The sequence below is a fragment of the Solibacillus faecavium genome, from assembly GCF_014836905.1.
Classification (GTDB): domain Bacteria; phylum Bacillota; class Bacilli; order Bacillales_A; family Planococcaceae; genus Solibacillus; species Solibacillus faecavium.
This window is the reverse complement of the sequence record NZ_JACSPZ010000003.1, coordinates 405,423-431,750: the sequence shown is the minus strand read 5'-3', so window position 1 is coordinate 431,750 and position 26,328 is coordinate 405,423. Positions and strand designations below refer to the sequence as shown.

Genomic DNA, 26,328 nt, shown 5'->3' with positions numbered 1-26,328 from the left:
ATGGGGGCCGATTAAAAGATGAAACAAATATTCGGCTACATAGTCATTTTATGTAGCATCCCCTTACTCCTATTAATTGGTAGTGAAGTATGGGTCGAAATAGGAGAAGCTAAGCAATATGAACAACAAATTGCGGAGTCCATTGAGCTTCCTGAAGTTGTCTCAACCTTTCCCGTCAATTTATATGATGCAAATAAGGTGATTTTCAGCGAAGAATATATAGAATGGTCACAACCCCTTCCCTTAAATGAAATACCTGAAATAGTGAAACAGCTATTCATATATAGTGAAGATGAAAACTTTTACAATCATATTGGTTTTGACGTAAGTGCCATTGCTCGGGCTTTTATAGCTAATACGTCCGAACAGTCCATTCAGCAGGGTGGTTCTACCATTACGCAACAGTTAGTAAGAATGCGCTATTTGTCTACAGACAAAACGTACGAACGTAAATTAATGGAGCTTTTTTATGCCTATGAAATAGAAAAGACTTATTCAAAAGATGAGATTTTTGAAATGTATTTAAATGAAATGTATTTTAGCAATCAAGTTTATGGTATTGGAGCTGCAGCAACCTATTATTTTAATCGCCCATTAACGAAGCTTTCGGTTGCTGAGATTGCCTTTATCGCAGCAATCCCTAATAGCCCGACCTTATACGATCCTATTCAACATTTTGAAAACACAAAAAATCGCCAAGAAAGATTAATCGATAAGCTCATGGAGCATGGTGCTATTACTGCAACAGAAGCGATTGCCTATAAAGAAGAAAGCATCCAATTGGAAGTAAAACAAAAGACACAACAGTATCCTAGTTACAGCACATTCGTTTTGCAGGAGCTCAAATGGCTTATCGCTGATCAAACTGGCTATCGTGAACTTATTGACAAGACTTCGGATAAAATGGAGAAGGAAATCTTGCAATTAGAGCTTCAAAAGAAAATTGATTTAATTTTACGTCAAGGTATTAACGTATATACAGCACTTCAACCGGAAAAACAGCGTCAAGATGAAATTGCTATCAATCGGATTTTACCTAATTCCGATTTACAGGCAAGTGCCACTGTTATTGACAACGAAACACGGGAAGTTATCAGTATTTTTGGAGGCAAAGATTATAAAAAGCACGATTTACACCGCGCTTACCAAGCACCTAGACAGCCAGGCTCTGCATTTAAACCGATTAGTGTATTTGCACCTTATTTTGAAACGACTACTGGTACGAAATATTCGAGTATAAATGGTGGTCCTTATTGTATTGGCAACTTTTGTCCAGAAAATTACGGCCGTATTTGGTATAACAATGTAACTGTTGAAACAGCTTTCAAAAATAGTATTAACACAAGTGCACTCCGAATTTTTAATACGGTTGGAGTCGATACAGCTTTTTCTTATATAGATCAATTCGGCTTTCAATCAATAGTGGATAAAGATCGGACTTTTGCTGCGGCATTGGGTGGATTAACTTATGGGGTAACATCACTTGAAATGGCCGATGCCTATTCTAGTTTTATCGATGGCTTCTACTCGCCTGTACGCAGTATCCGAAAAGTAACAGACTTAACAGGAAACGTGCTATATAGCTGGTCTCGTGATCGTGAGGAAATTTGGTCTGCAACAACGACTAAAACGATGCGTGATTTATTAAATGCGACTGTAACAAGTGGTACTGCACGAGGTCTTTATAGTTCTTCAGAGTATATCGGGGCAAAAACAGGTACGACAAATGCATTTAAAGATTACTGGATAGCAGGGCTAACGAATGATTATACAACGGCTATTTGGGTCGGCTATGATAGACCTCGCTCAATGGAGTCAATTGAAAGTTCAAAAATTCACTTTTCTATATTTAATGCAATAACAGATTAAGTATGTAGTAACCGCAAAACTACATAGCCAAACATAATAAAAAAGCTTGTTAACTAATGTATAGCGCACCTCCCCCGCTAAAATGTTAACAAGCTTTTTTTATTTTATGCAAATGGCAAGCCCGCAAGTATTCCATTGTAAAGCTTCACAATCGCATAGATGACTAACACCACTACTATTGACCAAGTAATTATTTCAAAGAAAATTAACCCAATCACACCTGTAATGGACATATACTGACTCACTTTATAGACATTGTAAATAAAATAACAAAATACTGTTATTAAAAAAACAATGACTAAAATAAGTAACGATTGAAATCCGATGATAGAAGTAAATGCTCCGAAAAAGAAGATAACATATCCTCCACGCGCTGCATGAATTGTTTGCCCCTCTTTATCTTTTGAGAAAAATAACATTCCAAGCTCATGAATCGTTTCACCAATAAGCTTCAATGCTGAAAATAGCATAAAAAATAATAATGCAAATACTATTAGTAGTACGAAACGCAATTCTAAATCCGATAAAAACTCACGCATACCGTTGTATACACCAACTGCGTGAAGTAATTGTAAAGATTCAGATATAGCAAACATACTGAATGAAAAACTAAATAAAATGATTGTTATTAATGGTAAGTATCCATATAAATATGGGTTTTTCATAAATTCATTTCCCTCAAAAATCGTAATATTTCATTCTTACATCATAGCTAACAATACTGTTACGAGCAAGTATGTCTTTACCTATAATTATCTCCTATTTACCAATAACGTCGTCGGTATGGTGGGTAATTATAAGGTGGATAGTAGTAATTCGGCGGATAATTTGGTGGATACGGCCCGTATGGTGGGTAATTAGGTGAGTAATTGTTATTAAGTGACCCCCCTAAAAAGCCTCCTAGAAAACTACCTAAAAACGGAACACCAAATGGATATACAAACCCTGAATTAAAATATGGGTTACGATTAACCATGTTTATGTCCTCCTCCCTTATAAATAGTGTATTCATAATTTATAGAGCCATTGGTCAATTGCCTAAAAATAAAAAGATGTCCCATAAGTTTTATACTTACAAGACATCTTCTCAAATATATTAATTATCGCGTAGCTCTACTAATGTTGCTAATGTACGCACCATGACTCCTGTTCCACCTTTTGGCCCTAAAGCATGTGGTGCACCTGCATCCGATGTACCTGCGATATCAAGGTGAATCCATGGCGTTCCTTCAGCAAATTCTCCAACAAAGCCGCCACCAAAAATCATATGTCCATCACGACCTGGTGAGTTGTTTAAATCCGCGACTTCTGACTTTCGAATACGCTTTTTATCGCTTTCTGTTAATGGTAAACGCCAAACAAACTCGCCTGTTTCAATCGCCGCCTCCATAAACTCTTCGAAAAATTCCTCGTTATTTGTTAAAGCACCAGTTTTATCTTTTCCAAGTGCAACAATTACTCCGCCTGTTAAAGTTGCAACATCGATTAAGTAGTTGGCACCTTGCTGTTTAGCATATGTCATGGCATCTGCCAGTACTAAACGACCTTCAGCATCTGTATTAAGTACTTCAACCGTTTTCCCATTGTACATTGTAATTACATCATCAGGTTTAAAGGCTTCTCCAGACACCATATTATCTGTAGAGCCAATTACTGCCACTACATTTTGCTTTGGCCGTGTTTCACCAATAATGCGCATCGCACCAAGTACTGCTGCAGCACCACCCATATCACCTTTCATACCAACCATACCATCACGAGGTTTTAAAGAATAACCGCCCGTGTCGTATGTAACACCTTTGCCGACAAAACCAATCACGTCTTCCCACTCTGGTTTGCCCTGGTATTTAATCGTGATTAAACGCGGCTCTTCTACAGAACCTTTGTTGACAGATAAAATACCGCCCATACCTAATTCCTCAAGCTGTGCTTTATTTAAAATTTCCACTTCTAAATCATAAATATTAGCAAGCTCTGTTGCATAATCAGCTAAATCTGTTGCTGTAAGTAAATTCGGCGGTAAGTTAATCAAAGTACGCGCTTCATTTACAGCAGCTGCATATACTTTTCCAACTTCGAAGTTTTCTACAACATCTTCTATCTTGGCCTCTGTTACAAATTGAACCTGATCTAAGTATGTGTTTGGTTCATTTGAAGATGTTTTATAGCTTAGTGTTGAATAGTAGCCTAAATTTAACCCTTCTCCAGCTAAATATGCGACTTCTGTTTCTTCTAATTGATCCGTAGTAAATGACTCTACCCAAATTGCAACATCACTTACTTTTGCATTCTTTAATTCTTTACCTACTGTTGCAAATGCTTCACGTAGTTCATCTGCTGTCATATGTTTACGCTCACCTAGACCAACAAAATAAATACGCTTAAGTGATGAATGGTTTCCTGAAAACGGCAATTTCGTAATTGTTTTAGACTCTGTTGAAATTTCTCCAGTATGAAGCCATGTATCAATTGTCTCTCCAAAGAAATCACTAAAAGATGACCAATTTTTCATTTGCTCACGGTGCTTTTGAACACCGATAATTAATGTTTCCGAAGTTTGTGTTTCAAATGTTTTTTCCATCACTTCAATATTCATATTTTTAAAACCTCCTAATGTATAGTTTTATTATATACAAAATCAGTTAATTCGGGTAACGAAAGAAACAATTTATTTATTTTTCTGTGAGTTTAATTTTAATCCAACATAGGAAAAATGGTATAATTACAGCAATTATGAGAAAGTGGGTGTAATTATCGAACTTCTGCAAAATACGCCACTTTGGCTCGGGATTTTCGCAATTGTTTTTGCACAAATATTAAAGGTTCCGATAAATTTTATTGTTACTAGAAAGTTCGACTGGAGCTTATTAACTTCTACAGGGGGGATGCCGAGTTCCCACTCTGCTGCTGTAACGAGCATCGCCACTGCAGTTGGTATAGAAGCAGGTTTTGATTCTGTAACTTTTGCTGTTGCTGCAATGTTAGCTGGCATTGTAATGTATGATGCGAGCCATGTACGTTTTCAAGCTGGACAACATGCAGCAGTTTTAAACGAAATCCGACATGACCTTCAGTTATTTTTCGATGAAATCAAGCGTTGGCCTGAAATGAATGAACAGGAAAAAATAGAAGATTTAAAAACGTTATTAGGTCATAAAAAAAGCGAAGTATTTATCGGGGGACTTGCGGGAATAGTGCTTGCAGTTGTGTGGTATAGTGTTCAAGGTTTATAAAAAATGGATCTGTTAAAAGATTAGATTACCTTTAACAGATCCATTTTTTATTTTTAAAACATTCGATAACCGGCCTTTCGAAGAGCAATCATAACAAATCCAGCTACTATTGCACCTCCGAAGCCACCCGCTAAAATTAAAATATCTACGAGCTGTAATGCCTGAACTTTATCTACTAGTGCAGAAAATGCCATACTAGGTTTAAAGATATAATCCAAAAAGCTAACTTCATCAATAATAAAAATTACGACAATCGGATAAACAATGGCCATTAACCATGTCATACGCAATAACATATTCAATAAAAATCCGATTCCGAAAAACATGACAAAAAATAAAACAATCGAAATGATTAACTGTACTAATGAAACATCATTCATGTTATGTATACCCCCAATAATCTCTCATAATTTTACATGATATAGTGGGTACTTTCAATTCAACATCCAAAATAATGAACAGGAGATTAAAATTGTCAATACTTCTCCATAAAGTTAATAGTATTTTTATTTTAGCAGTTATTATTTCTTGAAAAATAAATGATATTCGCTATAGCCAAATACATCTCCGGGATTAATATCTTCGATGATTGGATGAATATGACTAACAACTTGCTGATGCGCCATTTCCCTTAACATGACGGAAGATAATTCATGCTGTACGATATCTGTTGGTGCCATCCAGCAGGCTTCGATAATTTCTTTTTCCTGCAATACGAACTGTTGAATATTATCGATTGGCTCGCAATGAAAAATAGCCATATTATCGCTAATATCATTTAATATCACACCTGAGCGAAATCCTGCCAACCCCTTTACTTTGCAAATGATACCTGTCTCTTCCAAAACTTCACGCGTAGTTGCAGCTGTTACCGTTTCTGCTTCCTGTACAAAGCCAGCTGGCAGTGACCAAACCCCTTTAAGCCCACCATAAGTCTTTTTTACGAGCAGCCATTCCCCCGCTTGGTTCTCAACAATGGCAGCAACTCCAAGCCATACTTTCCCTCTGTCCTTTTTCATAATAGAAATCCCCCTTGTTATGCTGATAAAAAAACTTGCAAAAGAAGTGTTGCACACTCGTTTGCAAGTTTGAAGTTAGATTATAAAAATTTAAATTTCCCTTTTTTCAGTGTTAAGCCTACACCACCAACTAAATACAGTGCACGGTCATCAACTACTTTTTTTAATGCAGAGGCTGGCTTACCAGTAAATTTACGATCAAATGCAGTCCCAATAGCATCTTCATGCCCTAATGAACATACAGCACCTTTATCATCGTATACAAATACTTCTGTCGGCTCTTCATTAATTAAATGTTTAATATTTTTTGCAATAGTAACACCTTGCTGCATCGCAATCTGCGCAGTTGGCGGATAAGGACGCCCCGCCTCTTCATTTAGAAGAAATGCACAATCCCCTACGATAAATACATCATCAAAGCCTGGTGCGCGCATATCTTCACGAACTGCAATACGCGCCCGATTGGACTCGAGACCACTTGATTCCACTAAAGCATTTCCGCGTATTCCAGCTGCCCATACGACAGTCCCTGCTTTAATAAACTCAAAATCCTCTTCATCTTTTCTAATTTTAACACCTTCTGCTGTTGCTTCAACAATTGGTGTACCAATCGAAAACTCTACGCCTTTTTTTGATAATTGTGCTTTCGCATAATCGACTAATTCCGGATCAAATCCTGGTAATACTGTCGATGCTGCCTCGACACAGAGTAAACGTACTTTTTCTTGAGGTATATCAAATTCTTTACAAAGCTCAGGGATGCGGTTACCCAGTTCTCCCAAAAATTCGATTCCTGTAAAGCCTGCACCACCGACGATGATTGTTAATTTGCTATCGTCTTTTACTTCATCCAAAGTCCATGAAGCAAACTGATATTCGATATGCTCGCGGACTTGGCGTGCTGTATTAATATTGGTTAATGATAAAGCATGCTCTTTCAATCCAGGTATACCGAATGTCTCACCTTCAAACCCTAATCCAATGACTAGATAATCGTACGAAAAATCACCGGCAGAAGTACCGACCAATTTTGTATTGACATCGATGCTTTCAACATTAGCTTTTACAAAGGTTACGTTATGATTAATTACTTTTGAAATAGGATAGCGCGCTTTGTCAGGAGAAATCGTACCTGCCCCAACTTCATGCAACCATGTCGTTTCATAATGGTAGTCATTTTTGTTTACTAAAATGATTTCTGCCTCATTTGCATTGACAAGCTTTTGTAGATTAACAATAGTAGTTAATCCACCATAACCTGCACCTAATACTAAAATTGTCGGTCTTTTCACCAATCAAAACCCCCTTAATTTTAATGTACTAGCGCAAGTACTAGAATAATTCTATTTTCTGTACGCTAGAATGTGCTATTTTTTTACGAAATTACTACTTTTAATACTAGCGTTTTTTATTGGTTATTTCAAACAAATCAGTAAATAGTACTCTATTAATTAACGATATTATGCTCATATAAATAGTCATATTTGATATCAATAAATAAAAATTCTTCATTGGCAATTGCCATCGAGTAGGTACGCGTTAGCTCACCTGTTTCAATATCGCTATATACACCTGACAATTCTCCCTGGTTATCTTTTGTCATTTTAATAATGTTCAATAGGAAATATGGTCTCCAGCTCCAGTTTTTCCCTATTGTTTCTTGATGCATTTCCCACTTACCATCTTTCCAACTTATATTCGGTGATGTTTGGAAACCATTATTATCACAAATATAAAGTCGGAATGCACAATCTTCCAGAGCTTTTGCCAACTCCAATAATTTTTCGTTTTGCATACTTGTAGGATTTAACTGTTCCACAATTGTACAGATTACTCGCTCAAGCCGCTTCATTTCGTCATATTTATGTAGAAGCTGCTTCTTCTCTGTAGCGATAAATTGCTCACATTCTTTGCGGAAACGCTCTTTTAATGAATCACGTGCATGTAATTTCTTCTGTGGGAGTTGTAAATAAGGTCCTTTATAGTAACGTGCCCCGTTTTTCCATCCATGCTGTAATTGGTATACTGTTTCGATATTTTCAATTAATAATTGAGTGCCCATCTTAACAGCAAGAGTACGGATCGTAGAGAATGCGTGATTTTGAGCACCCCACAAATTATAATTTAGCTGACCTACATTCAATTTTAAAATGGATGGCTCGAGCAACATGATATTTTCAAGCTGCGTTTGAGACCCGACATCTGCAAATGCAATTTTCACGCCGTATGTCTTTATATAACGGATTAGATGTTGGAGTTGGTTGGTCTCCCCATCAAATTTATGCTCGGTCATTACAAGTGTAATATTCGATAAATTCGATTCTACAACTATTTCTTTTAACATTGAAAAATAGTTTTCTCCAAAATCTAGCATAAGCAACTCAGGGTTACAAGGAATATATAAACCAAAATCATCGATTAAATGTGCAACTGCCTGTAAAGTTTTCCGGACAAATAATAGCTCAATTTCTGCTCTAATATCCGCAGGCACATCTTTTTCGTATGTGAATTTTTCGATATTAATTATCTTGTTTTCGCTTTCTACTTGACCAATTACTTCGTATGCAATTACGCGATGTCCATCTGCACTATAGATCGGCTCATATAAAATTTCGATTTGATCCAGCTTATCCAATAACTCTAATACACTCACCTCATTGCCCCCTAGCAGTATGGTTTTATTATTATAATAATTCAAACCTTATAATAATACAAAAGTATACACTAAAACATAGTACCGTTATAGGAGATATAAGAATTCAAAAAAAGCCTTTAGCATTTATTGCTAAAGACTTAGTCATTTTAATTATTATTCACATGGTTGCTCTACTGCTGGACGTGCAGCCGCTTTAAAGCTTGTGCCGCATCCGCATGAAGCAAGTGCGTTCGGGTTGTCGATTGTGAAACCGCCGCCCATTAATGATTGTTTAAAATCAATTTTAGTGTCCTGTAAAATACCCGCATCTTCTTTAGATACGATAATTTGAATCCCGTATTGGTTGTCAACGAAGTCGTCTTCATTAACTGTTTGCTCAAATGCCATACCATATGAAAGACCACTGCAGCCCCCGCCTTTTACGGCTACACGCAAGCTCGCATTTTCCTCTTCGTTTTGGACCATCATTTCTTTGACTTGAAATGAGGCCGCTTCTGTTAATATAATTACTTGTTTTTCACTTGCCATTTCAGTCACCTACTTTCTTTACTTATCATATCAATTGTAAAACGTATCTGACAACAAAACTGCCTAGTCCAAGTATTTTACTACAGCACTTTTATTACTGGAGGATAAAATACCTAAAAAATTCATAATAATTCAGTTAATTTATCACTATTCCTGTAATTCCCTTGCTATAATATAGTTATTATTTATGCGAGAGGTATGTGACCTATGATAATTTCCCCATACTATGAAAAAGATGTTGAATGCTTAAATTGCAAAAAAAAATTCCCTACATTAAAAGTGCGTTCAAAATCCATAAAAGTTGACCATACCGAATCCGATTTTCACCCAATATATGCAGATAATCAAGTCAACGCATTATACTATAATGTATTCGTTTGTCAGCATTGTGGATTTTCCTTTACGGAAGACTTCAATAAATATTTTGCCCCGGGTGTCAAAGAACAAATCACTATTCAAATTTCTAATAATTGGATACCACACAATTTTAAAAGTGAGCGTACGGTTTTCGATGCCATCCAGGCATATAAACTTGCTTTATTATGTGCAACTATTAAAAAAGAAAAATTTGTTATTATATCTGGTTTGACCCTACGACTTGCATGGTTATACCGCTCCATCAATAATACTGGGCAAGAACAACGCTTTCTTAAAATGGCACGTGATTTTTATATGGAAAGCTTCTCGACGGAAGATTTTTCGGGTACACAAATGTCTTCCATACGTATTATGTATATGATTGCTGAATTATCACGTCGAATCAACGACTATCAAAATGCAACTCGCTTCTTTTCACGCGTTATCGAAAGTCAGCGTGTAGGTGGCGAAGCAAAACTTATAGAGATGGCCAAGGAGCAATGGGAATTGGTCCGAGAAGAACGTGAAAAAATGCCCCTATAAAAAAAATATAGAGCTGCCTTAAATTTAAATTTAAGGCAGCTCATGCTATTTTGCTATTTTCCGCAAAATGGGATACCCCTTAATCTAAAGGATAATACCATTAATTAGAATACCTGCTCTACTTCAACAATACCTGGCACTTCTTCTAATAGTGCACGTTCGATACCTGCTTTTAACGTAATTGTAGAACTTGGGCAGCTACCGCATGCGCCTAGTAAACGCAGCTTTACGATACCTTCTTCAATATCAACTAATTCACAGTCTCCGCCATCGCGTAATAAAAACGGGCGTAATTTATCTAAAACTTCCTGTACTTGTGCATATTGTTCTGTTTCTGTCATTTTGCTCGACTCCCTTCATTAAAATCATTATAATGTGAAGGAGCAAAAAAATCCATTATTGAATAGCGAAAGGTTGGAATTCCCATGTCACAATCTCAGCCAATTATTGAAGTTTTCGGCGCAAATATCATTTGTGCGAGCTGTGTGAACGCACCTTCTTCTAAAGATACATACGAATGGCTTCAAGCTGCAATCTCACGTAAATATCCTGAACAACCGTTTACGATTCGTTATATCGACATTGAAGGTACAATTGATAACGAGCGTGATCAAGATTATGCAAATCGCATACAAGAAGATGAATTTTTCTATCCACTGGTTTTAGTAAATGATGAAGTTGTCGGAGAAGGTTATGTACAAATTAAACCTGTATTTGCAGCACTTGAAGCAGCAGGCTTTGAGCCAATTGCAGAGTAAGAAAATGCCTCTTTAGCATAATTTTGCTAGAGAGGCATTTTTATTATTAATTATCGTTTTGACGTTTATAATACCAAAGAAGACCTGACTTCATTAGGCGTGCAATACGTCCTGTTACCGTTGTATCAGCTAAATGAACAAAGCCTTGCTTCTTACCCAAGGAGCCCATAAAGCCCTTCATTTTGATTTCTGAAAGCTTTTCCGGTAGTGGCTCGCCTTTCCAGCGCATTTTTAGTACTTTTACAATACGCTCACCTTGTTCCTCGGCTAATTGGGCTGTTGGAGGTAAATGAGAAGAAGCACAATCTCCTACTACGTATACATCCTCATCGCCAACTACATGGTAATGGTCTGTAATGATTGGGCGATTAAATTTATCTTTTTCTACATCCAATTCACGAACGATTTTTACAGGTTGTACACCTGCAGTCCAAACAATTACATCCGCTTCAATAACTTCATCGTGATTGTAAAGACGACCTTCTTCTACACGTGTAATATTAGATTCAGCAATTACTTCAACATTATGTTTTTCGAACCATGATTTAATGTATTCACTTAACTTTTCTGGGAAGTCTCGTAAAATACGGTGCGAACGGTCAAATAATTTAATTTTTAAATCTGAGCGACTTTCGCGTAATTCACTTGCAAGCTCAATTCCTGAAAGTCCTGCACCGATAATTGCTACAGTTGAGCCAGGAGCTAAACCGCAAACCTTTTCAAATGTTTTGCGTGATTTTGCGATAGTTTGAATACTATATGTGAATTCATCAGCGCCTGGGACACCATGATATTTATCAACACAGCCTAAACCGATAACAAGCTGGTCATATGCCAGTTCCTGTCCATCTTCCAAATATACTTTTTTATCTTCACGATCAATACGAACAACTTCACCATATACACGATTTAACCGCTCATGCTCCGGAAACGCAACACGAATTTCTTTATCTGTAGAAGTACCCGCTGCAAGTGCGTAAAATTCTGTTTTCAAACTATGGAAAGGTGTACGATCCACCAATGTAATTTCTACATCTGCCGGTAAGCCTGGTAATAAACGAAGCAAAATTCGCATATTTCCATATCCGCCACCTAATAATACTAATTTCTGCATAGCAATTTCCCTCATATTCTGTAATTAATCAATTACACCTACGCGTAATTGTGTCTGTTTTTTTCTAGTTTACCCCAAAAAAATCTATATAAATCTCCAACGCCTGTCAGAAGCTCTACCTTCATTCAGTACGAAATAGAACGCTTACTGTACGAAGAATAGTTTTGTTCACAAACTTTCCATAAACATTATAACTGTTTGTGATAAATTTCACAATACATTAAATTAGTTTTTGTGAATTAATTCACATAGCAATATATTATGAAACAGAGCAATTGACGTTAATAAAAAAACAAAGTAGCATGACTAATAGTGAGGTGACGATATGTTAAATCCATTAGTCGAATTTTGTATTAGTAACTTAGCAAATGGTGCACAACAAACATATGAACAATTAGAACAAGACCCTGATATAGATGTTTTGGAATATGGTTGCTTAAGCTATTGTACAAAATGTGCACAATGCTTTTATGCGGTTGTAAATGGTGATTTAGTCGAGGCGGATACACCAGAAGAACTGACGAAGCGCATTTATGAATATATCGAAGAAAATCCGATGTGGTAAACTACCCACACCGGATTTCTTTTTGTTATTTTAATAGCTCAATTAAATTCTCTACACAATAAGTGGGTAGCTGTGCCTGTTGTTTTACAATTTCTGTAGGCGTTACACCCGTATTGACATGAATTGTGTCACAACCAAAATGTATGCCACATAAAATATCGGTGTCATAATTGTCGCCTATCATAACCATTTCTTCTTTCTTAAATTGATGCTCGTCCGCAATGATTTGAAGCATTACTGGTGAAGGTTTTCCGATAAATAACGGTGTTACCCCAGCCACATTGCTAACTAAATGAACAAACGAACCATTGCCAGGTGCAAAACCATTTTCATTTGGAAATTTGATATCTTCATTTGTCCCGATTAACTTTGCACCATTTTGGATATAGGCACTTGCCTTAACAAGCTTTTCATAACTTATTTGGCGGTCAATGCCCATTACAAGTACATCGCTTTGTTCCTCCGTTATTTCTAATCCTTCTTCAAGTAAAGCTGTACGAATACCTGCTTCCCCAACGACATTCACCTTATTATTTTTGCAGATGGTTGCAACGTACTTTGCTGTTGCTAATGAACTCGAATATATATGATGAAGTGGTGCTTCAATACCTACACTTTTTAGCAGTTGCTGTAATGTTTCCCGCGTTTTTGACGAGTTATTCGTTAAATAATAAGGCTCAATTCCCTGTCTTTGAAGATGATGGATAAATTGCACTGCAGATTCGATGCCCATTTTACCGCGGTAAACTGTTCCATCCAAATCAAAGCAGTACGCTTTATAAGCTAACATTATGCATGGTCCTCAGGTAAAAATGCTGAAACTGGACCTAACTCATTTAATAAATAATCTTCAACTTTACTTGAGAATTGTTTTAACGCACTTAAATTTGAAGTTAACACTGTTAATATTTCTTCATTATCTACTGCGATAAATTCACGGACAATCATTTTACGTAATCCCACTACTGCTTTTAGTGGTGCATCCATTTCAGGCGTAATTACTTTTTCATCAACGAAGATATCAATAATGTCTTCATAGCTACCTGGATCACGCATAATGAAGCCATCGATTACAAGGTTCCCAACGTCCATCATCGCTTCCATCACATTATGGCCGATACGCTGTAAAGCAAGTTTATGAATTTCATCGCCTAACCAGTTGTCCGTTGATTCAAAAATTGATATTAATTCATCTAAATGTGATAAGTTGTTTGTAATTTTATTTCTATCTACGAAGTACATAGATAAAGCCTCCATTCAATCAATAAAAGTTGATAGTGTTTTCCCTTATATAGTACCATATTCTTTAGAGATGGAAGGGGTTCAAAACAAAATGGAACGATTTTTCTTATATGATGATGTAGAAGACACAAAAACGCGCTTTGTTAGTTTTGCCGGTAAATCGCAACGTTATGATTTAGCGATTTTACAAAGCAGTCGCTTTTTTGGGAAGGTTCTCGTGCTAGATATTCAGTTTGGAAGATTTGCTATTATCGGAGCTGATGATGTAGAGGAACCAGGTTATTTAGAGCATGTTTATAACCGTACTGAAGCTGATACTGAAGATTTGCGTGAATATTTACGTGAGCTATTAAGCTAAAAAAAAACGAGGAAACGTATTAAAACGTCTCCTCGTTTTTCATTTATTCAGTTACTTCCGCAACCTTTTCATCTACAATTGGTTCTGTTTCTTGCTCTTTTTTCACTTCTGTTGCGCGACCGGTTTTTTGAACAATAAAATATGCACAGCCGAAATTACAATATTCGTATAAATAATCTTGGATTGTGCTGATTTTTGTGTCAAATGTTGATTTTTGATTTTTATCATCAAAAAAACCTTTTAAACGTAACTGCCCATAACCCCAGTCACCAACAATATAATCATATTTCGTTAAAATATCTGAATAACGCGTCAGAAATGCTTCTTCCTGAAACCCTTCCCGCACATTTTCAATCAATTCATAAGTATAACCTTCCGCAATAATCAAACTAGACACCACCTATCTTATTTCCATGTTAATGAATATTGACCATGAAAGCAATATTCACTATAAAATTTCAAAAAGACAGCAAACTCATCAGATCTCTACTTTATGGTTTGCAGCAGCATTTACTTGCTCGTCTGCATGGTAGCTACTGCGGACTAACGGACCTGCTTCACAATGACTGAAGCCTTTTTCCATGGCAATTTTACGTAGCTTGCCAAATTCGATTGGAGAGTAATACTTCTTTACAGGCAAATGTTTTTTTGTCGGCTGTAAATATTGCCCAATCGTCATAATATCTACGTTGTTTGCACGCAGGTCATCCATTACTTCATAAATTTCTTCAATCGTTTCCCCTAAGCCGATCATTAATGATGACTTTGTCGGTATATTTGGCTGCATCTCTTTTGCTTTACGTAAAAATTCCAATGACCGATCATAGGTTGCCTTCGCACGTACACGTGGTGTTAAGCTACGTACGGTTTCAATATTGTGATTTAAAATATCAGGTTTTGCATCCATAAGTAAGCGTAGACTTTCTTCTCGACCACCTAAATCAGAAGGCAGCACTTCCACTGAAGTTAATGGACTTTTACGACGAATCGCGCGAACCGTTTCCGCCAAAACTTCAGCACCGCCATCTTTTAAATCATCCCGGGCTACCATCGTAATTACTACGTGTTTTAAGTTCATTAATGCAACTGAATCTGCTACGCGCTCTGGTTCTGCCAAATCTAATTCATTTGGTAATCCGGTTTTAACTGCACAGAAGCGACAGGCACGTGTACATACAGAGCCAAGAATCATCATTGTAGCTGTACGGCGCTCACCCCAGCACTCATGAATATTCGGACAGCGTGCTTCTTCACATACAGTATGCAAATTGTTGTCCCGCATTAACTTTTTTAATGCCTTATACTCATCATTCGTATTCAGCTTAATTTTTAACCATTCCGGCTTACGTACATGTTCTTCCTTCAGATTAGTTGGTTTACAAGATGTCATTTCACTTACTCCCCTCACTCAACTACTACGTTGTTATGATGTCAGATTACCATATTAAATACTTTCCAACAACACACTATTCTTATAATTGCAACTTTTCAAAATTAGGGTTAATCGTAAGGGATAGGTACTTCTATAGAAGGTTGTGCACCTTCACCCGCGCTGTAAATATGAGGAACGGTTCCTCGTACTAAACCGATGGCAACTGGGATTTTCTGCTCTACGGATGCAGATTTACTTGCAAATGGGACAATTATCTGAACGTTTACTTCAATAAATAAATTCACTTCTACAATAGCATTATTTATTCCAAATTCACTAACAGTGTTTTCAACATTGCTATGTACATTCCCAATAATGTGAAAACGTATAGGTATTTTTGGTCCTAGATTCCCAATTATAGGAACATTAAGAGCCTGCCCTAATGGCACAAAAAATACAATTCCGTCTCCAGCCTCCATCTTCCCGACATCATATTCGACATTTTCCAAATTCGGCAAATGCGATAAATCCCCATTTTCTGCTTGCTCTAAATATTCCTTTACTAATGCCGTTGTTTCTGCGCGCACTTGGTTAATAATTTCCGTATTAAATTTTGTCGTAATCATATCTGTTGATTGAGTCGGTAAATCTACAATAATATCATTCACATCGAGAACACTTGACGTTCTTGAATTGATCGCTTTACTTACGACATACGAGGCAACTTTATATGTCTGTACTTCGGCATATTGCAAATATGTCGGCATTAATCTTTCATTTAATACATATATACTAATACAAACCATTCCAACAATACTTACGACAACTATCGTAACAATGTTATGCATTCTACCTTTTTTTCTGCCATATGACTTTGACTTTGGTTTTGAATTTGACCTCCACTTTCTTTTACGAAAACGCAAATAAATCCTCCTTCTCTTAAAATATGAGAAGGAGGATTTTTTATTCAACATATACAGCAAATTCTGTTTCAATATTTTTTATGTAGATTTCCGGGTAATCACTCAAGCATATTTCATATGTAGCACCCAACAACTTATCATCTTCTTCGAAAACCCGAATCCACGGACGGGTTACGTCGATTAAGTTTTGCTTTGATACAATTCCACGTCGTCCATCTGTCAGCAATACAATGGTTCCGTTCGCATAATGAATTATGCTTCTTTTAAAAGCCTCCACTACCTTTGTATCAAATTTTATCCCATCATCTTTAACGATGATGGCAATTGCTTCTGTCGGTAGCATTTTGTTTCGATACACTCGATTAGATGTCAATGCATCAAATACGTCTGCAACTGCTATTATCTTCGCAAATGGATGAATTTCATGGTCCACTATCCCTCGTGGATAGCCACTCCCATCAATTCGCTCATGATGTTGAAACGCACAATGCGCTACAAGTAAAGACAGACTGTGCAGGTTACGCAATATGTCAAATCCATATTGAGCGTGACGCTTTATCTCTTCATACTCACTATCCGTTAATTTACCTGGCTTTAATAGTATCTCAATAGGAATAAGCAATTTCCCAACATCATGCAAAAGTGCCCCAATTCCAATCAATCGAATATCTTCATAAGTGTAACCCATCTCTTTTGCAATGGCTATCGAATACATTGCTACTTGAAAGGAGTGCTGATAAATGTATTCATCATATAAATAGGCATCTGTCAGCACCATTAATACATCATCACTATTGATAATAGAATTCATAATATCATCTACTATTAAGCCGATTACTTTAGATTGCTGATCGAGTACAAACGAGGCCTGATTTGGTTTGGCCTGTTTTACATGTTCAAATGCTTTTGTCATATTTTTTACTGCTTCAATACGCTTCTTCGGTTCAACTGTTTCCTCTATTTCTATTCCTTTTGAAAGGCTGTCATCTATATATAAGTATTGAACATTAAGTTGTCGCAGCCTTTCAACAATCCCTTTTGTTACAGTTACATCTTTATGGAGGAGTGGATGCCCGGCTTCATTCCATATAGTCCTCCCTACTACCATACCTTCTCTCAAAACATTAATCGATATTAATCGCATTTGTTTAATTTCTCCAATCTAAAATTACGTACATTTCATATTCACGTTTAATGGGGGAGAAATATATAAATTTTCACTGAAATTTCTTCATACAGTAGTTTTTAAATACATCTCTTATAAAATCTGGTAAGTAATATTCCTTCTTCGCATATTTAAAACTAGGAAAAAAATAGCCAAACGTAAATAAATCCAACGTAGCTAATCGATATACCTTATCAGGTTCCATGAGATGACCATTAATGAACAATTCACGTTGCTTCGTAATTTCAATGCCATAATTCAATATTTTCCCGAAGATAATTCCTCTAAAGCCTAGTCCTTTTAATTCAAGGCGAGACCACTCTTCATTTTCAAATTGAAGGAATATTTCTTTTAATTCACTACCAGTTATTTGAATGACACATATATTTATCGGATGAGGCAGAATTTTGTGAATATCATATGTAGAAATTAGTCCTTTTCGCAATTTGTCAACGAAAATTCCTGCATTAAACATGACACAATCTGCTCCTGTATAATCGTACATACATTCTGCAAATAAATCGGATAATTGAGAGCGGTGAAACCATTCTTTATTATACGATTTTGTTAATGTAAATACAGGTTTATCCAGTAGGAGCTTGGCTTCCTTTTGCAATTGGATTAACCATTCCCCTTCATTTTCAACTTCAGGTAAAAGAGCATTTTCATACAGGCGATCCTTCTTTTCGGTTAATGTCCGTGTGGCATGGTCAAACTCTATCTCTAACTGCCCCGTATATTGACCAAATTTACCGCCCCCTGTTAAAAGGACATTATTTTCTAGGCGCCCCTGTTCAAATACATGATGTGTATGCGAGCCAAAGATTACATCAATAATCGGACATTCCTGTGCTAACAACTCATCTTCTGTAATTCCTAAATGGGACATACAGATAATGATATCTGCTTGTTTTTTTAATTTAAAAGCCAATTTTATAAGCTCTGCACGAGGTGTTGTCACTTCCCAACCAAGTTCCTTATAAAATAGGTCAAACTGAGCTGTCGCCGCAATTACTGCAATTTTCGTGCCATACCTTGTTGTTAAAATAGTATAAGGCTTCATCCATCTTGGATTCTCTTCAAATTGTGAGTAAAGATTGCCGACCACTACTTCAAATTCAGCATCATCGTATAAATGATAAAGGACATTGTAAGGAAGTGTGATTCCTTCATTATTCCCTATTGTTACAACATCGTATTGCGCCTCATTCAGCATTTTAATATTGCCTTTGCCCAATGTTGCTTCTGTATACAAATTAGAACGGTCTAGATGATCGCCTAAGTCCACTAAAAAGCTTGTTTCCCCTCGATCGGACAGCATTTTGCGTTGCATCTGTATAAACGATTGACTGCGCTTCCAATACGTAAAATGACTATGCAAATCATTCGTATGAAAAAAATGAATTAATTCTCGCACTTTTGCTACCCCGCTCTCTTTTACTCTTCAAAAAATCCTAGCTGTTTTGGTGCAAGTCCACCAAATTCAATCTGTAAGATTTGCTGCATCCGTTTTGCATTTTTTGCTGCATGTCCACCGGAATTATTATTAAATAAAACATAAACATGCTCTGACTGTGCCTCTAAATCTTTTATGTCTTCCGCAAGTTTCTGCAATTCTTCCTCATTGTAATCATATAAAAATCGAACTTTTCTCCAATTTTCCCCGTGCCCAATATTACGCCAGCCATGTACATTTCGACCATGTATTCTAAGAAGCACTTTATTGTCGGTAGCAACAGGTACAAAAGGTACTGAACCACTTCCCGCTTGCGGTTCATCACAAACAGTATGGATAAATTGATTTTCTTTTAAAAATTGAAGTGTCTTTTCTTTCGTTTTGGGACTATACCAAGTTTGATTGCGAAACTCAATCGCAATTGGATAATCTATTAGTTGTTGTTTTATATAGCGAATATATAGTACATTTTTTCTTTGACAGTCAAACCATGGAGGAAACTGCACAAGCACCATCGCCAGCTTTCCATGCCTTTTAAATGTATCGGCACATTTTCTAAATGCATTAAACATATCATTTTTCGTTTCGAACGGTAATTCATCCCGTAGATGACCTGTCATCCCTTGATATGCCTTAATAACGAATTTAAAGTTATCAGGTGTATCTTTGCACCATTTTTCTACATTCTCTACTGACGGTATTGCATAAAAGGAGGTGTCCAACTCTACAACCGGAAAATGCCCACTATAATCAAATAATTTATCTTTTGCTGCCGTCACTTTACTATAGACATCTGGGTGATCGCCCCAACCAGTTAAGCCAATTGAAATCATTTCAATTCACCTCTTTAATTTATTGTATTGTACAACATATTGATCATATATATATTGATACATTGCAAAATGATTTAATTCCTACAATAATAGTAGAAAAGGGAGGTTCAGTTTATGCATATCTTACAATCAATCGAGGAATTTGAGCAAATTAAAAGTAGCTCGGCCGTCGTTTTTGAATTTACAGCTGACTGGTGTGGCGATTGTCGTTTTATTGATCCGTTTATGCCGGAAGTAGTTGAAAAGTTTTCAAATTACAAATTCGTTAAAGTTGACCGCGATAAGTTTTTAGATCTATGCATCGATTTAGGTATTATCGGGATTCCTAGTTTTTTAGCTTATGAAAATGGAATTGAACTTGGGCGTTTTGTGAGCAAAGATCGTAAAACCCAGGAAGAAATTGAAAACTTTATTTCCAACCTCAAATAGAAAAATGCTTCAAACGATAAGTATTATCCGTTTGAAGCATTTTTAAATTATTTGATTATACCTTCGTGCTCTTCGTTTTTCCAAAGTTTGTTGTTCTTTTTTTGTCCTAATGCCCAAAATATAACAGCTACTGCTACGACTAACACTACAGCAGGTACCCCTAAAGTAATTGGCCAGAATAAGTTTTCCATTATAGCTCGCTCCTTTTATATATAATCTACATTCCCATTATTCCATCTAATACAATTATTGTAAACGGCAGCCAAGTATTTAATTAATAAATTCTCGTAAAAGCACTTTTTTTCTTCACGAATTCAACACAATTTTGCTTTTAGTAATGCGATTTCGATTTTTATTACTAATTCAATGAATTTCTCTATCTAAATTCCAAAAAAAAAGCATTTGCCCCCAATTGGTTAGGAGGCAAATGCTTACATTGTATTATCCGATAGAACCTTCCATTTCGAACTTGATTAGGCGGTTCATTTCTACTGCATATTCCATTGGTAATTCTTTTGTGAATGGCTCGATGAAGCCCATTACGATCATTTCTGTCGCTTCTTCTTCAGAAATACCACGGCTCATTAGGTAGAATAATTGTTCTTCAGATACTTTAGAAACTTTCGCTTCGTGCTCTAAAGATACGTTATCATTTAAGATTTCGTTGTATGGAATTGTATCAGAAGTTGATTGGTTATCCATAATCAACGTGTCACACTCGATGTTTGAACGAGCACCTGTTGCGTTTTTACCGAATCTTACTTGACCTAAATAAGTTACTTTACCACCTTGCTTAGCAATCGATTTAGATACGATTGTTGAAGAAGTGTTTGGTGCCAAGTGAATCATTTTAGCTCCAGCGTGTTGGTGTTGACCTTTACCTGCAATAGCAATTGAAAGTGTCATACCACGTGCGCCTTCACCTTTAAGGATACAAGCAGGGTATTTCATTGTTAATTTAGAACCGATGTTACCGTCGATCCATTCCATCGTACCGTTCTCTTCAACAACTGTACGTTTTGTAACAAGGTTATATACGTTGTTTGCCCAGTTTTGAATCGTTGTATAACGGCAGTAAGCGTTCTTTTTAACGATGATTTCTACTACAGCCGAGTGTAGAGAGTTTGTTGTGTAAACAGGCGCTGTACAACCTTCTACGTAGTGTACAGATGCATCTTCGTCTACGATGATTAGCGTACGTTCGAATTGACCCATGTTTTCAGAGTTAATACGGAAGTATGCTTGTAGTGGTGTATCTAATTTAACGCCTTTAGGCATATAAATAAATGAACCACCAGACCAAACTGCAGAGTTTAATGCTGCGAATTTGTTATCTGTATAAGGGATTACTGTACCCCAGTGTTTTTTGAAGATTTCTTCGTTTTCTTTTAACGCTGAGTCTGTATCTTTGAAGATAATCCCCATATCTGTAAGGTCTTGCTTCATGTTATGGTAAACTACTTCAGATTCATACTGAGCAGATACACCTGCAAGATATTTTTGTTCAGCTTCCGGGATACCTAATTTATCAAATGTTGCTTTGATTTCTTCAGGTACTTCATCCCAAGAACGTTCTGTTGCTTCAGATGGTTTTACGTAATACGTAATTTCATCGAAGTTTAATGACGCTAGGTCACCGCCCCATTGAGGCATTGGCATTTCATAAAATTTTTCGAGAGCTTTTAAGCGGTAGTCAAGCATCCACTGTGGCTCTTCCTTCATACTTGAGATTTCACGAACGATATCTGCTGTAAGTCCACGTTCAGAACGGAAAATTGATACGTCCTTATCATGGAAGCCATACTTGTAATCGCCGATTTCAGGCATTTTTTTAGCCATGTTGTCTCCTCCGTTCATTAACTAAAAGTGTCCAAGCGCTCGTTTAGCTGTGACGGACGTTGGAGAGTCCTGACAAGTGTGCTCGCACACGCAGGAAGGAATCGAAACGTCCGAACAACAGCTAGCGCTTTGACCTGGATAAATATGAGAAGTGCTAAAATGCTGTACAAGCACTTTAGCCTACTTAAATTATTTATTTTCGTTATTTACGCCTTTTTCCATCGCTTTCCAAGCTAATGTAGCGCATTTAATACGTGCCGGGAATTTAGCAACACCTTGTAGTGCTTCCACATCCCCAAGATCATATTTTTCATCATCGAAGTCTTCGCCAAGCATCATTTTCGAGAAAATGTCTGCTAATTCTAAAGCTTCATCTAACTTTTTGCCTTTTACGATTTGTGTCATCATTGATGCTGAAGACATAGAGATTGAACATCCTTCTCCATCAAACTTCGCATCTTCTACGATACCATCGTTTAGCTTCAGTGTTAAATGGATACGGTCACCGCAAGTTGGGTTATTCATATCGATTGTCACACTGTTTTCTTCAAGTGCCCCTTTGTTACGAGGGTTTTTATAGTGATCCATAATTACGGAACGATATAGTTGATCTAAATTATTAAAAGACATCGCCAAAATACTCCTTCGCTGAGCGCAATCCTGCAACTAAACGATCAACATCTTCTTCATCATTGTACATGTAGAAGCTTGCTCGTGCTGTTGCTGATACTTGAAGCCATTTCATTAAAGGTTGGGCGCAATGATGTCCCGCACGAACTGCAATACCACTCATATCAAGCACTGTCGCCACATCATGAGGATGGACATCGTCAAGATTAAATGTAACAAGTCCGCAACGTTTCATCGGGTCACGTGGACCAAAAATCTGTAGACCATCAATTGTATCTAATTGATCCATCGCATAGCCTGCTAATTTATGTTCGTGTGCTGCGATGTTGTCTAAACCAATTTCTTCTAAGAAGTCGATTGCAGCACCCAGACCAATTGCTCCTGCAATAATCGGTGTACCACCTTCGAATTTCCACGGTAACTCTTTCCAAGTCGATTCTTCTAAACCTACGAAATCAATCATTTCGCCACCAAACTCTACTGGTTCCATTTCTTCAAGAAGCGCTTTTTTTCCATATAGTACCCCAATTCCAGTAGGAGCACACATTTTATGACCTGAAAAACCTGCAAAGTCCACATCTAAATCTTGTACATCTATCTTTAAATGCGGTGCTGCCTGTGCTAAATCAGCTACCATAATAGCACCATTTTCATGTGCAATACGTGCAATCTCTTTAATCGGGTTAATCGTACCTAATACGTTTGAAACATACATCATTGAAACAATTTTTGTTTTTGGTGTAATGATTTCACGTACTTTTTCCAGTGAAATTGTACCGTCTGGTTCAAGGTTAAGATATTTTAATACGGCCCCTTTTTCTTTTGCTAGCTGTTGCCATGGAATAATGTTTGAATGGTGTTCCATGTACGTAATGACAATTTCATCACCTTCTTTAACATTTTGACGGCCATAACCTGAGGCAACTGTATTAAGGGCTGTAGTAGTACCACGCGTAAAAATAACTTCCTGTGTTGAACTGGCATTAATGAACTTACGAACTTTTTCACGTGCACCTTCATAAGAATCTGTTGCACGGTTTCCAAGTGTATGCACACCACGGTGAACATTCGAATTATCCAGGTTATAATAATTCGACACTGCTTCAATTACTTGAATTGGCTTTTGAGATGTAGCCGCACTGTCTAAATAAACTAATGGATGTCCATTAACTTCCTGGTTTAATATCGGAAAATAACTTTTTATTTCTTTTGGTATCATTATCGAACTTTCCTTTCGATAACCTCCGTCAGCTGTTTTTTAACGCCTTCGATTGGCAATTGAGCAACAACTGGCGCAAGGAATCCATGAATTACAAGGCGCTCTGCTTCTTGTTTAGAAATACCGCGGCTCATTAGGTAGTAAAGTTGCGTTGGGTCAACACGTCCAACAGATGCTGCGTGTCCTGCTGTTACATCGTCTTCATCGATTAAAAGAATCGGGTTTGCATCACCGCGTGCTCCTTCAGAAAGCATTAATACACGAGATTCCTGCTCTGCATTTGCTTTCGTACCACCATGCATGATGTGACCAATACCGTTAAATATTGATTGTGCCTTATCTTTCATTACACCGTGTTTTAAAATTTGACCATCGGAATTTTTACCCCATTGACGGATTAAAGTTGTAAAGTTAAGTTTTTGATCTCCGCTACCTACAGTTACCATTTTGAAATCTGAAGTAGAGTTATCGCCAATTAAATTTGTTGTATTTTCATAAATTGTGTCTGAGTTCGTCATTAAACCTAATGCCCAGTCAATTTTTGCATCGCGCAGTGCATGTCCACGGCGATTTACATAAGCAGTATAACCATGTGCCAAGTTATCTACTGCACCGAATGTAACTTGTGCATTATCTTTTGCGATTACTTCCGTTACAACGTTTACTTGACCATGTGCTTCATCAAATGTAGAAATATAAGTTTCAACATAAGTTACAGCTGAAGATTCTTCTGCCACTATTAATACGTGGTTAAATAATGATGCTTCTGCATTGTCATTTAAAAATACAACTTGAAGCGGTTCTTCGATTACAACATTACGTGGAACATATACGAAAATACCACCGTTAACTAGTGCTGCATGGTAGGCAGTTAGTTTGTGCTCGTCCACTTTTACAGCAGTTGTCATAAAGTATTTTTCTACTAAATCTTTATGGTCACGGATTGCTGTTTGAATATCTGTGAAAATAACACCTTTGTTTTTTAGTTCTTCCGATAATTTTACAAACGCTGGCGTATTGTTGCGTTGGATATATAAATTTTCTTGTGTTTCAGTATCTACGACTGACTTCACTTCTGAAGGCAGTTCTTCCAATGAAGTGAATGGTGCGCTTTCTACTGTATGGTTTGCGAAATCAATGAAGTTCCACTTTTTAATATTCGTTCTATCTGGTTTTGGTAAGTCAAGCTCAGCAGCTTTTTCCATTGCATTTACACGGAAATCAGTAAATGCTGCTGGTTCAGCGTTATTTTGCGAGAACGAGCGTACTTCTTCTACTGATAACGCTAATTTTGTTTCAACCGTCATCTTTGTCGTCCTCCTTAATTATGCTTCTTCTGTTACTGCTTCAGTATCTTGAATACCTAGTTCTGCTTTAATCCACTCATAACCTTCTGCTTCTAAACGTTGAGCTAATTCAGCACCACCAGATTTCACGACTTTACCTTGCATCATTACGTGAACATGGTCAGGTGTGATGTAGTTTAATAAACGTTGATAGTGAGTGATCATTAAGCAGCCGAAACCTTCGCCGCGCATTTCGTTAATACCTTTTGAAACTACTTTTAATGCATCGATATCTAAACCAGAGTCGATTTCATCTAAAATACCGAATGTTGGTTTGATCATCATCATTTGCAGAATTTCGTTACGTTTTTTCTCACCGCCAGAGAAGCCTTCGTTTAAATAACGTTGTGACATTTCTTCCGGCATTTCTAAAAATTCCATTGTTTTATCTAATTCACGGATGAATTTCATTAATGAAATTTCTTGTCCTTCTTCACGACGCGCGTTAATTGCTGAACGTAAGAAGTCCGCATTTGTTACACCAGGAATTTCTGAAGGATATTGCATAGCAAGGAATAAACCTGCTTGTGCGCGCTCATCAACTTCCATTTCCAATACGTTTTCGCCATCAAGGATGATTTCACCTGAAGTTACTTCATATTTTGGGTGCCCCATAATTGCTGAAGCTAATGTAGATTTACCTGTACCGTTCGGACCCATGATTGCATGGATTTCGTTTGTGTTGATTGTTAAGTTTACACCTTTTAAAATCTCTTTTCCGTCGATTTCAACGTGAAGATCTTTAATTTCTAAAGTTGCCATTAAATTACCTCCAAATATTCATTTGCATACTTTTTGTATGCTAAATTAAGTTCATAACCAATCTTACCCGAAATGAATGTGTGTTGCAAATAGTTTAGAATGATTTTAATTA

30 protein-coding genes and 1 pseudogene are annotated in these 26,328 nt (G+C 36.8%); 7 read left to right on the top strand and 24 right to left on the bottom strand.

Going from position 1 to position 26,328, the window contains the following annotated elements:
- Positions 1–18: 18 nt before the first annotated feature.
- Positions 19–1,869, top strand: a complete 1,851-nt coding sequence (locus H9635_RS09070; RefSeq protein WP_191699861.1) for a transglycosylase domain-containing protein — start codon at positions 19–21, stop codon at positions 1,867–1,869.
- A 104-nt stretch (positions 1,870–1,973) separates the two neighbouring features.
- On the opposite strand, the gene H9635_RS09065 is transcribed toward H9635_RS09070, so the two are convergent.
- The 3 genes from H9635_RS09065 to H9635_RS09055 form a co-directional block, all read right to left on the bottom strand.
- Positions 1,974–2,534 (bottom strand): YufK family protein, encoded by a 561-nt coding sequence (locus tag H9635_RS09065; protein ID WP_191699860.1) that lies wholly within the window; start codon positions 2,532–2,534, stop codon positions 1,974–1,976.
- 98 nt (positions 2,535–2,632) lie between these two features.
- Complete coding sequence (locus tag H9635_RS09060; protein ID WP_191699859.1) at positions 2,633–2,845, bottom strand: hypothetical protein; 213 nt, start codon at positions 2,843–2,845, stop codon at positions 2,633–2,635.
- A gap of 120 nt (positions 2,846–2,965) precedes the next feature.
- The gene (locus H9635_RS09055; protein WP_191699858.1) at positions 2,966–4,465 is read right to left on the bottom strand and encodes a leucyl aminopeptidase; all 1,500 of its coding nucleotides are present in this window, start codon (positions 4,463–4,465) and stop codon (positions 2,966–2,968) included.
- 145 nt (positions 4,466–4,610) lie between these two features.
- Here H9635_RS09055 and H9635_RS09050 point away from each other — a divergent pair, with 145 nt between their 5' ends.
- Entirely contained in the window at positions 4,611–5,102 is a 492-nt protein-coding gene (locus H9635_RS09050) for a divergent PAP2 family protein (protein ID WP_318245194.1), read from the top strand.
- A 53-nt stretch (positions 5,103–5,155) separates the two neighbouring features.
- Here the strand turns inward: H9635_RS09050 and H9635_RS09045 are convergent, their stop codons facing one another.
- The 5 genes from H9635_RS09045 to H9635_RS09025 form a co-directional block, all read right to left on the bottom strand.
- On the bottom strand, positions 5,156–5,482 hold the full coding sequence (locus H9635_RS09045; RefSeq protein ID WP_191699857.1) for a YuiB family protein: 327 nt from the start codon (positions 5,480–5,482) through the stop codon (positions 5,156–5,158).
- 141 nt (positions 5,483–5,623) lie between these two features.
- Positions 5,624–6,121 (bottom strand): NUDIX domain-containing protein, encoded by a 498-nt coding sequence (locus H9635_RS09040; RefSeq protein ID WP_191699856.1) that lies wholly within the window; start codon positions 6,119–6,121, stop codon positions 5,624–5,626.
- Positions 6,122–6,201: 80 nt separating this feature from the next.
- Positions 6,202–7,413 (bottom strand): NAD(P)/FAD-dependent oxidoreductase, encoded by a 1,212-nt coding sequence (locus H9635_RS09035; protein WP_191699855.1) that lies wholly within the window; start codon positions 7,411–7,413, stop codon positions 6,202–6,204.
- A 155-nt stretch (positions 7,414–7,568) separates the two neighbouring features.
- The gene (locus tag H9635_RS09030; RefSeq protein WP_191699854.1) at positions 7,569–8,774 is read right to left on the bottom strand and encodes an EAL-associated domain-containing protein; all 1,206 of its coding nucleotides are present in this window, start codon (positions 8,772–8,774) and stop codon (positions 7,569–7,571) included.
- A gap of 156 nt (positions 8,775–8,930) precedes the next feature.
- Positions 8,931–9,305, bottom strand: coding sequence for a HesB/IscA family protein (locus H9635_RS09025; protein ID WP_191699853.1), 375 nt, complete (start codon positions 9,303–9,305; stop codon positions 8,931–8,933).
- A gap of 207 nt (positions 9,306–9,512) precedes the next feature.
- Between H9635_RS09025 and H9635_RS09020 the strand changes: the two genes are divergently transcribed.
- A complete protein-coding gene (locus H9635_RS09020) occupies positions 9,513–10,205 on the top strand; it encodes a DUF2225 domain-containing protein (protein ID WP_191699852.1) in 693 nt (230 codons plus the stop codon).
- Positions 10,206–10,309: 104 nt separating this feature from the next.
- Here the strand turns inward: H9635_RS09020 and H9635_RS09015 are convergent.
- Positions 10,310–10,632 (bottom strand): annotated as a pseudogene (locus H9635_RS09015) (NifU family protein).
- Between H9635_RS09015 and H9635_RS09010 the strand changes: the two are divergent.
- Positions 10,631–10,963 (top strand): YuzD family protein, encoded by a 333-nt coding sequence (locus H9635_RS09010; protein WP_191699851.1) that lies wholly within the window; start codon positions 10,631–10,633, stop codon positions 10,961–10,963. The pseudogene H9635_RS09015 and the gene H9635_RS09010 overlap by 2 nt on opposite strands.
- A gap of 46 nt (positions 10,964–11,009) precedes the next feature.
- Here H9635_RS09010 and H9635_RS09005 read toward each other — a convergent pair whose 3' ends face one another.
- Positions 11,010–12,077 (bottom strand): NAD(P)/FAD-dependent oxidoreductase, encoded by a 1,068-nt coding sequence (locus H9635_RS09005; protein WP_191699850.1) that lies wholly within the window; start codon positions 12,075–12,077, stop codon positions 11,010–11,012.
- Between the two features lie 325 nt (positions 12,078–12,402).
- Here H9635_RS09005 and H9635_RS09000 point away from each other — a divergent pair, with 325 nt between their 5' ends.
- Complete coding sequence (locus tag H9635_RS09000; RefSeq protein ID WP_191699849.1) at positions 12,403–12,642, top strand: YuzB family protein; 240 nt, start codon at positions 12,403–12,405, stop codon at positions 12,640–12,642.
- A gap of 25 nt (positions 12,643–12,667) precedes the next feature.
- On the opposite strand, the gene H9635_RS08995 is transcribed toward H9635_RS09000, so the two are convergent.
- On the bottom strand, positions 12,668–13,432 hold the full coding sequence (locus H9635_RS08995) for a TIGR01457 family HAD-type hydrolase (RefSeq protein WP_191699848.1): 765 nt from the start codon (positions 13,430–13,432) through the stop codon (positions 12,668–12,670).
- A complete protein-coding gene (locus H9635_RS08990; RefSeq protein ID WP_191699847.1) occupies positions 13,432–13,884 on the bottom strand; it encodes a DUF86 domain-containing protein in 453 nt (150 codons plus the stop codon). Before H9635_RS08990 ends, H9635_RS08995 begins: the two co-directional genes overlap by 1 nt.
- 91 nt (positions 13,885–13,975) lie before the next feature.
- On the opposite strand from H9635_RS08990, the gene H9635_RS08985 reads away from it, so the two are divergent.
- Positions 13,976–14,242, top strand: a complete 267-nt coding sequence (locus H9635_RS08985; RefSeq protein WP_191699846.1) for a DUF3055 domain-containing protein — start codon at positions 13,976–13,978, stop codon at positions 14,240–14,242.
- A 43-nt stretch (positions 14,243–14,285) separates the two neighbouring features.
- Here the strand turns inward: H9635_RS08985 and H9635_RS08980 are convergent, their stop codons facing one another.
- The 6 genes from H9635_RS08980 to H9635_RS08955 form a co-directional block, all read right to left on the bottom strand.
- Positions 14,286–14,630 (bottom strand): YutD family protein, encoded by a 345-nt coding sequence (locus H9635_RS08980; protein WP_191699845.1) that lies wholly within the window; start codon positions 14,628–14,630, stop codon positions 14,286–14,288.
- A 90-nt stretch (positions 14,631–14,720) separates the two neighbouring features.
- The gene (gene lipA, locus H9635_RS08975; protein WP_191699844.1) at positions 14,721–15,632 is read right to left on the bottom strand and encodes a lipoyl synthase; all 912 of its coding nucleotides are present in this window, start codon (positions 15,630–15,632) and stop codon (positions 14,721–14,723) included.
- 110 nt (positions 15,633–15,742) lie between these two features.
- Positions 15,743–16,537 (bottom strand): sporulation protein YunB, encoded by a 795-nt coding sequence (yunB, locus tag H9635_RS08970; protein WP_404828846.1) that lies wholly within the window; start codon positions 16,535–16,537, stop codon positions 15,743–15,745.
- Positions 16,538–16,577: 40 nt separating this feature from the next.
- Entirely contained in the window at positions 16,578–17,681 is a 1,104-nt protein-coding gene (locus H9635_RS08965; protein ID WP_191699843.1) for an HD-GYP domain-containing protein, read from the bottom strand.
- Positions 17,682–17,754: 73 nt separating this feature from the next.
- The gene (locus H9635_RS08960; protein WP_191699842.1) at positions 17,755–19,119 is read right to left on the bottom strand and encodes a bifunctional metallophosphatase/5'-nucleotidase; all 1,365 of its coding nucleotides are present in this window, start codon (positions 19,117–19,119) and stop codon (positions 17,755–17,757) included.
- A gap of 20 nt (positions 19,120–19,139) precedes the next feature.
- Complete coding sequence (locus H9635_RS08955; protein WP_191699841.1) at positions 19,140–19,991, bottom strand: DUF72 domain-containing protein; 852 nt, start codon at positions 19,989–19,991, stop codon at positions 19,140–19,142.
- 114 nt (positions 19,992–20,105) lie between these two features.
- Here H9635_RS08955 and H9635_RS08950 point away from each other — a divergent pair, with 114 nt between their 5' ends.
- Positions 20,106–20,420 (top strand): thioredoxin family protein, encoded by a 315-nt coding sequence (locus H9635_RS08950; RefSeq protein WP_191699840.1) that lies wholly within the window; start codon positions 20,106–20,108, stop codon positions 20,418–20,420.
- Positions 20,421–20,467: 47 nt separating this feature from the next.
- On the opposite strand, the gene H9635_RS08945 is transcribed toward H9635_RS08950, so the two are convergent.
- From H9635_RS08945 to sufC, 6 genes are all read right to left on the bottom strand, one after another.
- Positions 20,468–20,611, bottom strand: coding sequence for a hypothetical protein (locus H9635_RS08945; protein WP_191699839.1), 144 nt, complete (start codon positions 20,609–20,611; stop codon positions 20,468–20,470).
- A gap of 250 nt (positions 20,612–20,861) precedes the next feature.
- Positions 20,862–22,259 carry a Fe-S cluster assembly protein SufB gene (gene sufB, locus H9635_RS08940; protein ID WP_191699838.1) on the bottom strand — a complete coding sequence of 466 codons (1,398 nt, stop codon included), beginning with the start codon at positions 22,257–22,259 and terminating at the stop codon, positions 20,862–20,864.
- A gap of 189 nt (positions 22,260–22,448) precedes the next feature.
- Positions 22,449–22,889, bottom strand: coding sequence for a Fe-S cluster assembly sulfur transfer protein SufU (gene sufU, locus H9635_RS08935; protein WP_191699837.1), 441 nt, complete (start codon positions 22,887–22,889; stop codon positions 22,449–22,451).
- Positions 22,879–24,108, bottom strand: coding sequence for a cysteine desulfurase (locus tag H9635_RS08930; RefSeq protein WP_191699836.1), 1,230 nt, complete (start codon positions 24,106–24,108; stop codon positions 22,879–22,881). The genes sufU and H9635_RS08930 overlap by 11 nt, the downstream gene beginning before the upstream one ends.
- On the bottom strand, positions 24,108–25,415 hold the full coding sequence (sufD, locus tag H9635_RS08925) for a Fe-S cluster assembly protein SufD (protein WP_191699835.1): 1,308 nt from the start codon (positions 25,413–25,415) through the stop codon (positions 24,108–24,110). The genes H9635_RS08930 and sufD overlap by 1 nt, the downstream gene beginning before the upstream one ends.
- A gap of 18 nt (positions 25,416–25,433) precedes the next feature.
- Complete coding sequence (gene sufC / locus H9635_RS08920; RefSeq protein ID WP_191699834.1) at positions 25,434–26,216, bottom strand: Fe-S cluster assembly ATPase SufC; 783 nt, start codon at positions 26,214–26,216, stop codon at positions 25,434–25,436.
- Between the last annotated feature and the right edge of the window lie 112 nt (positions 26,217–26,328).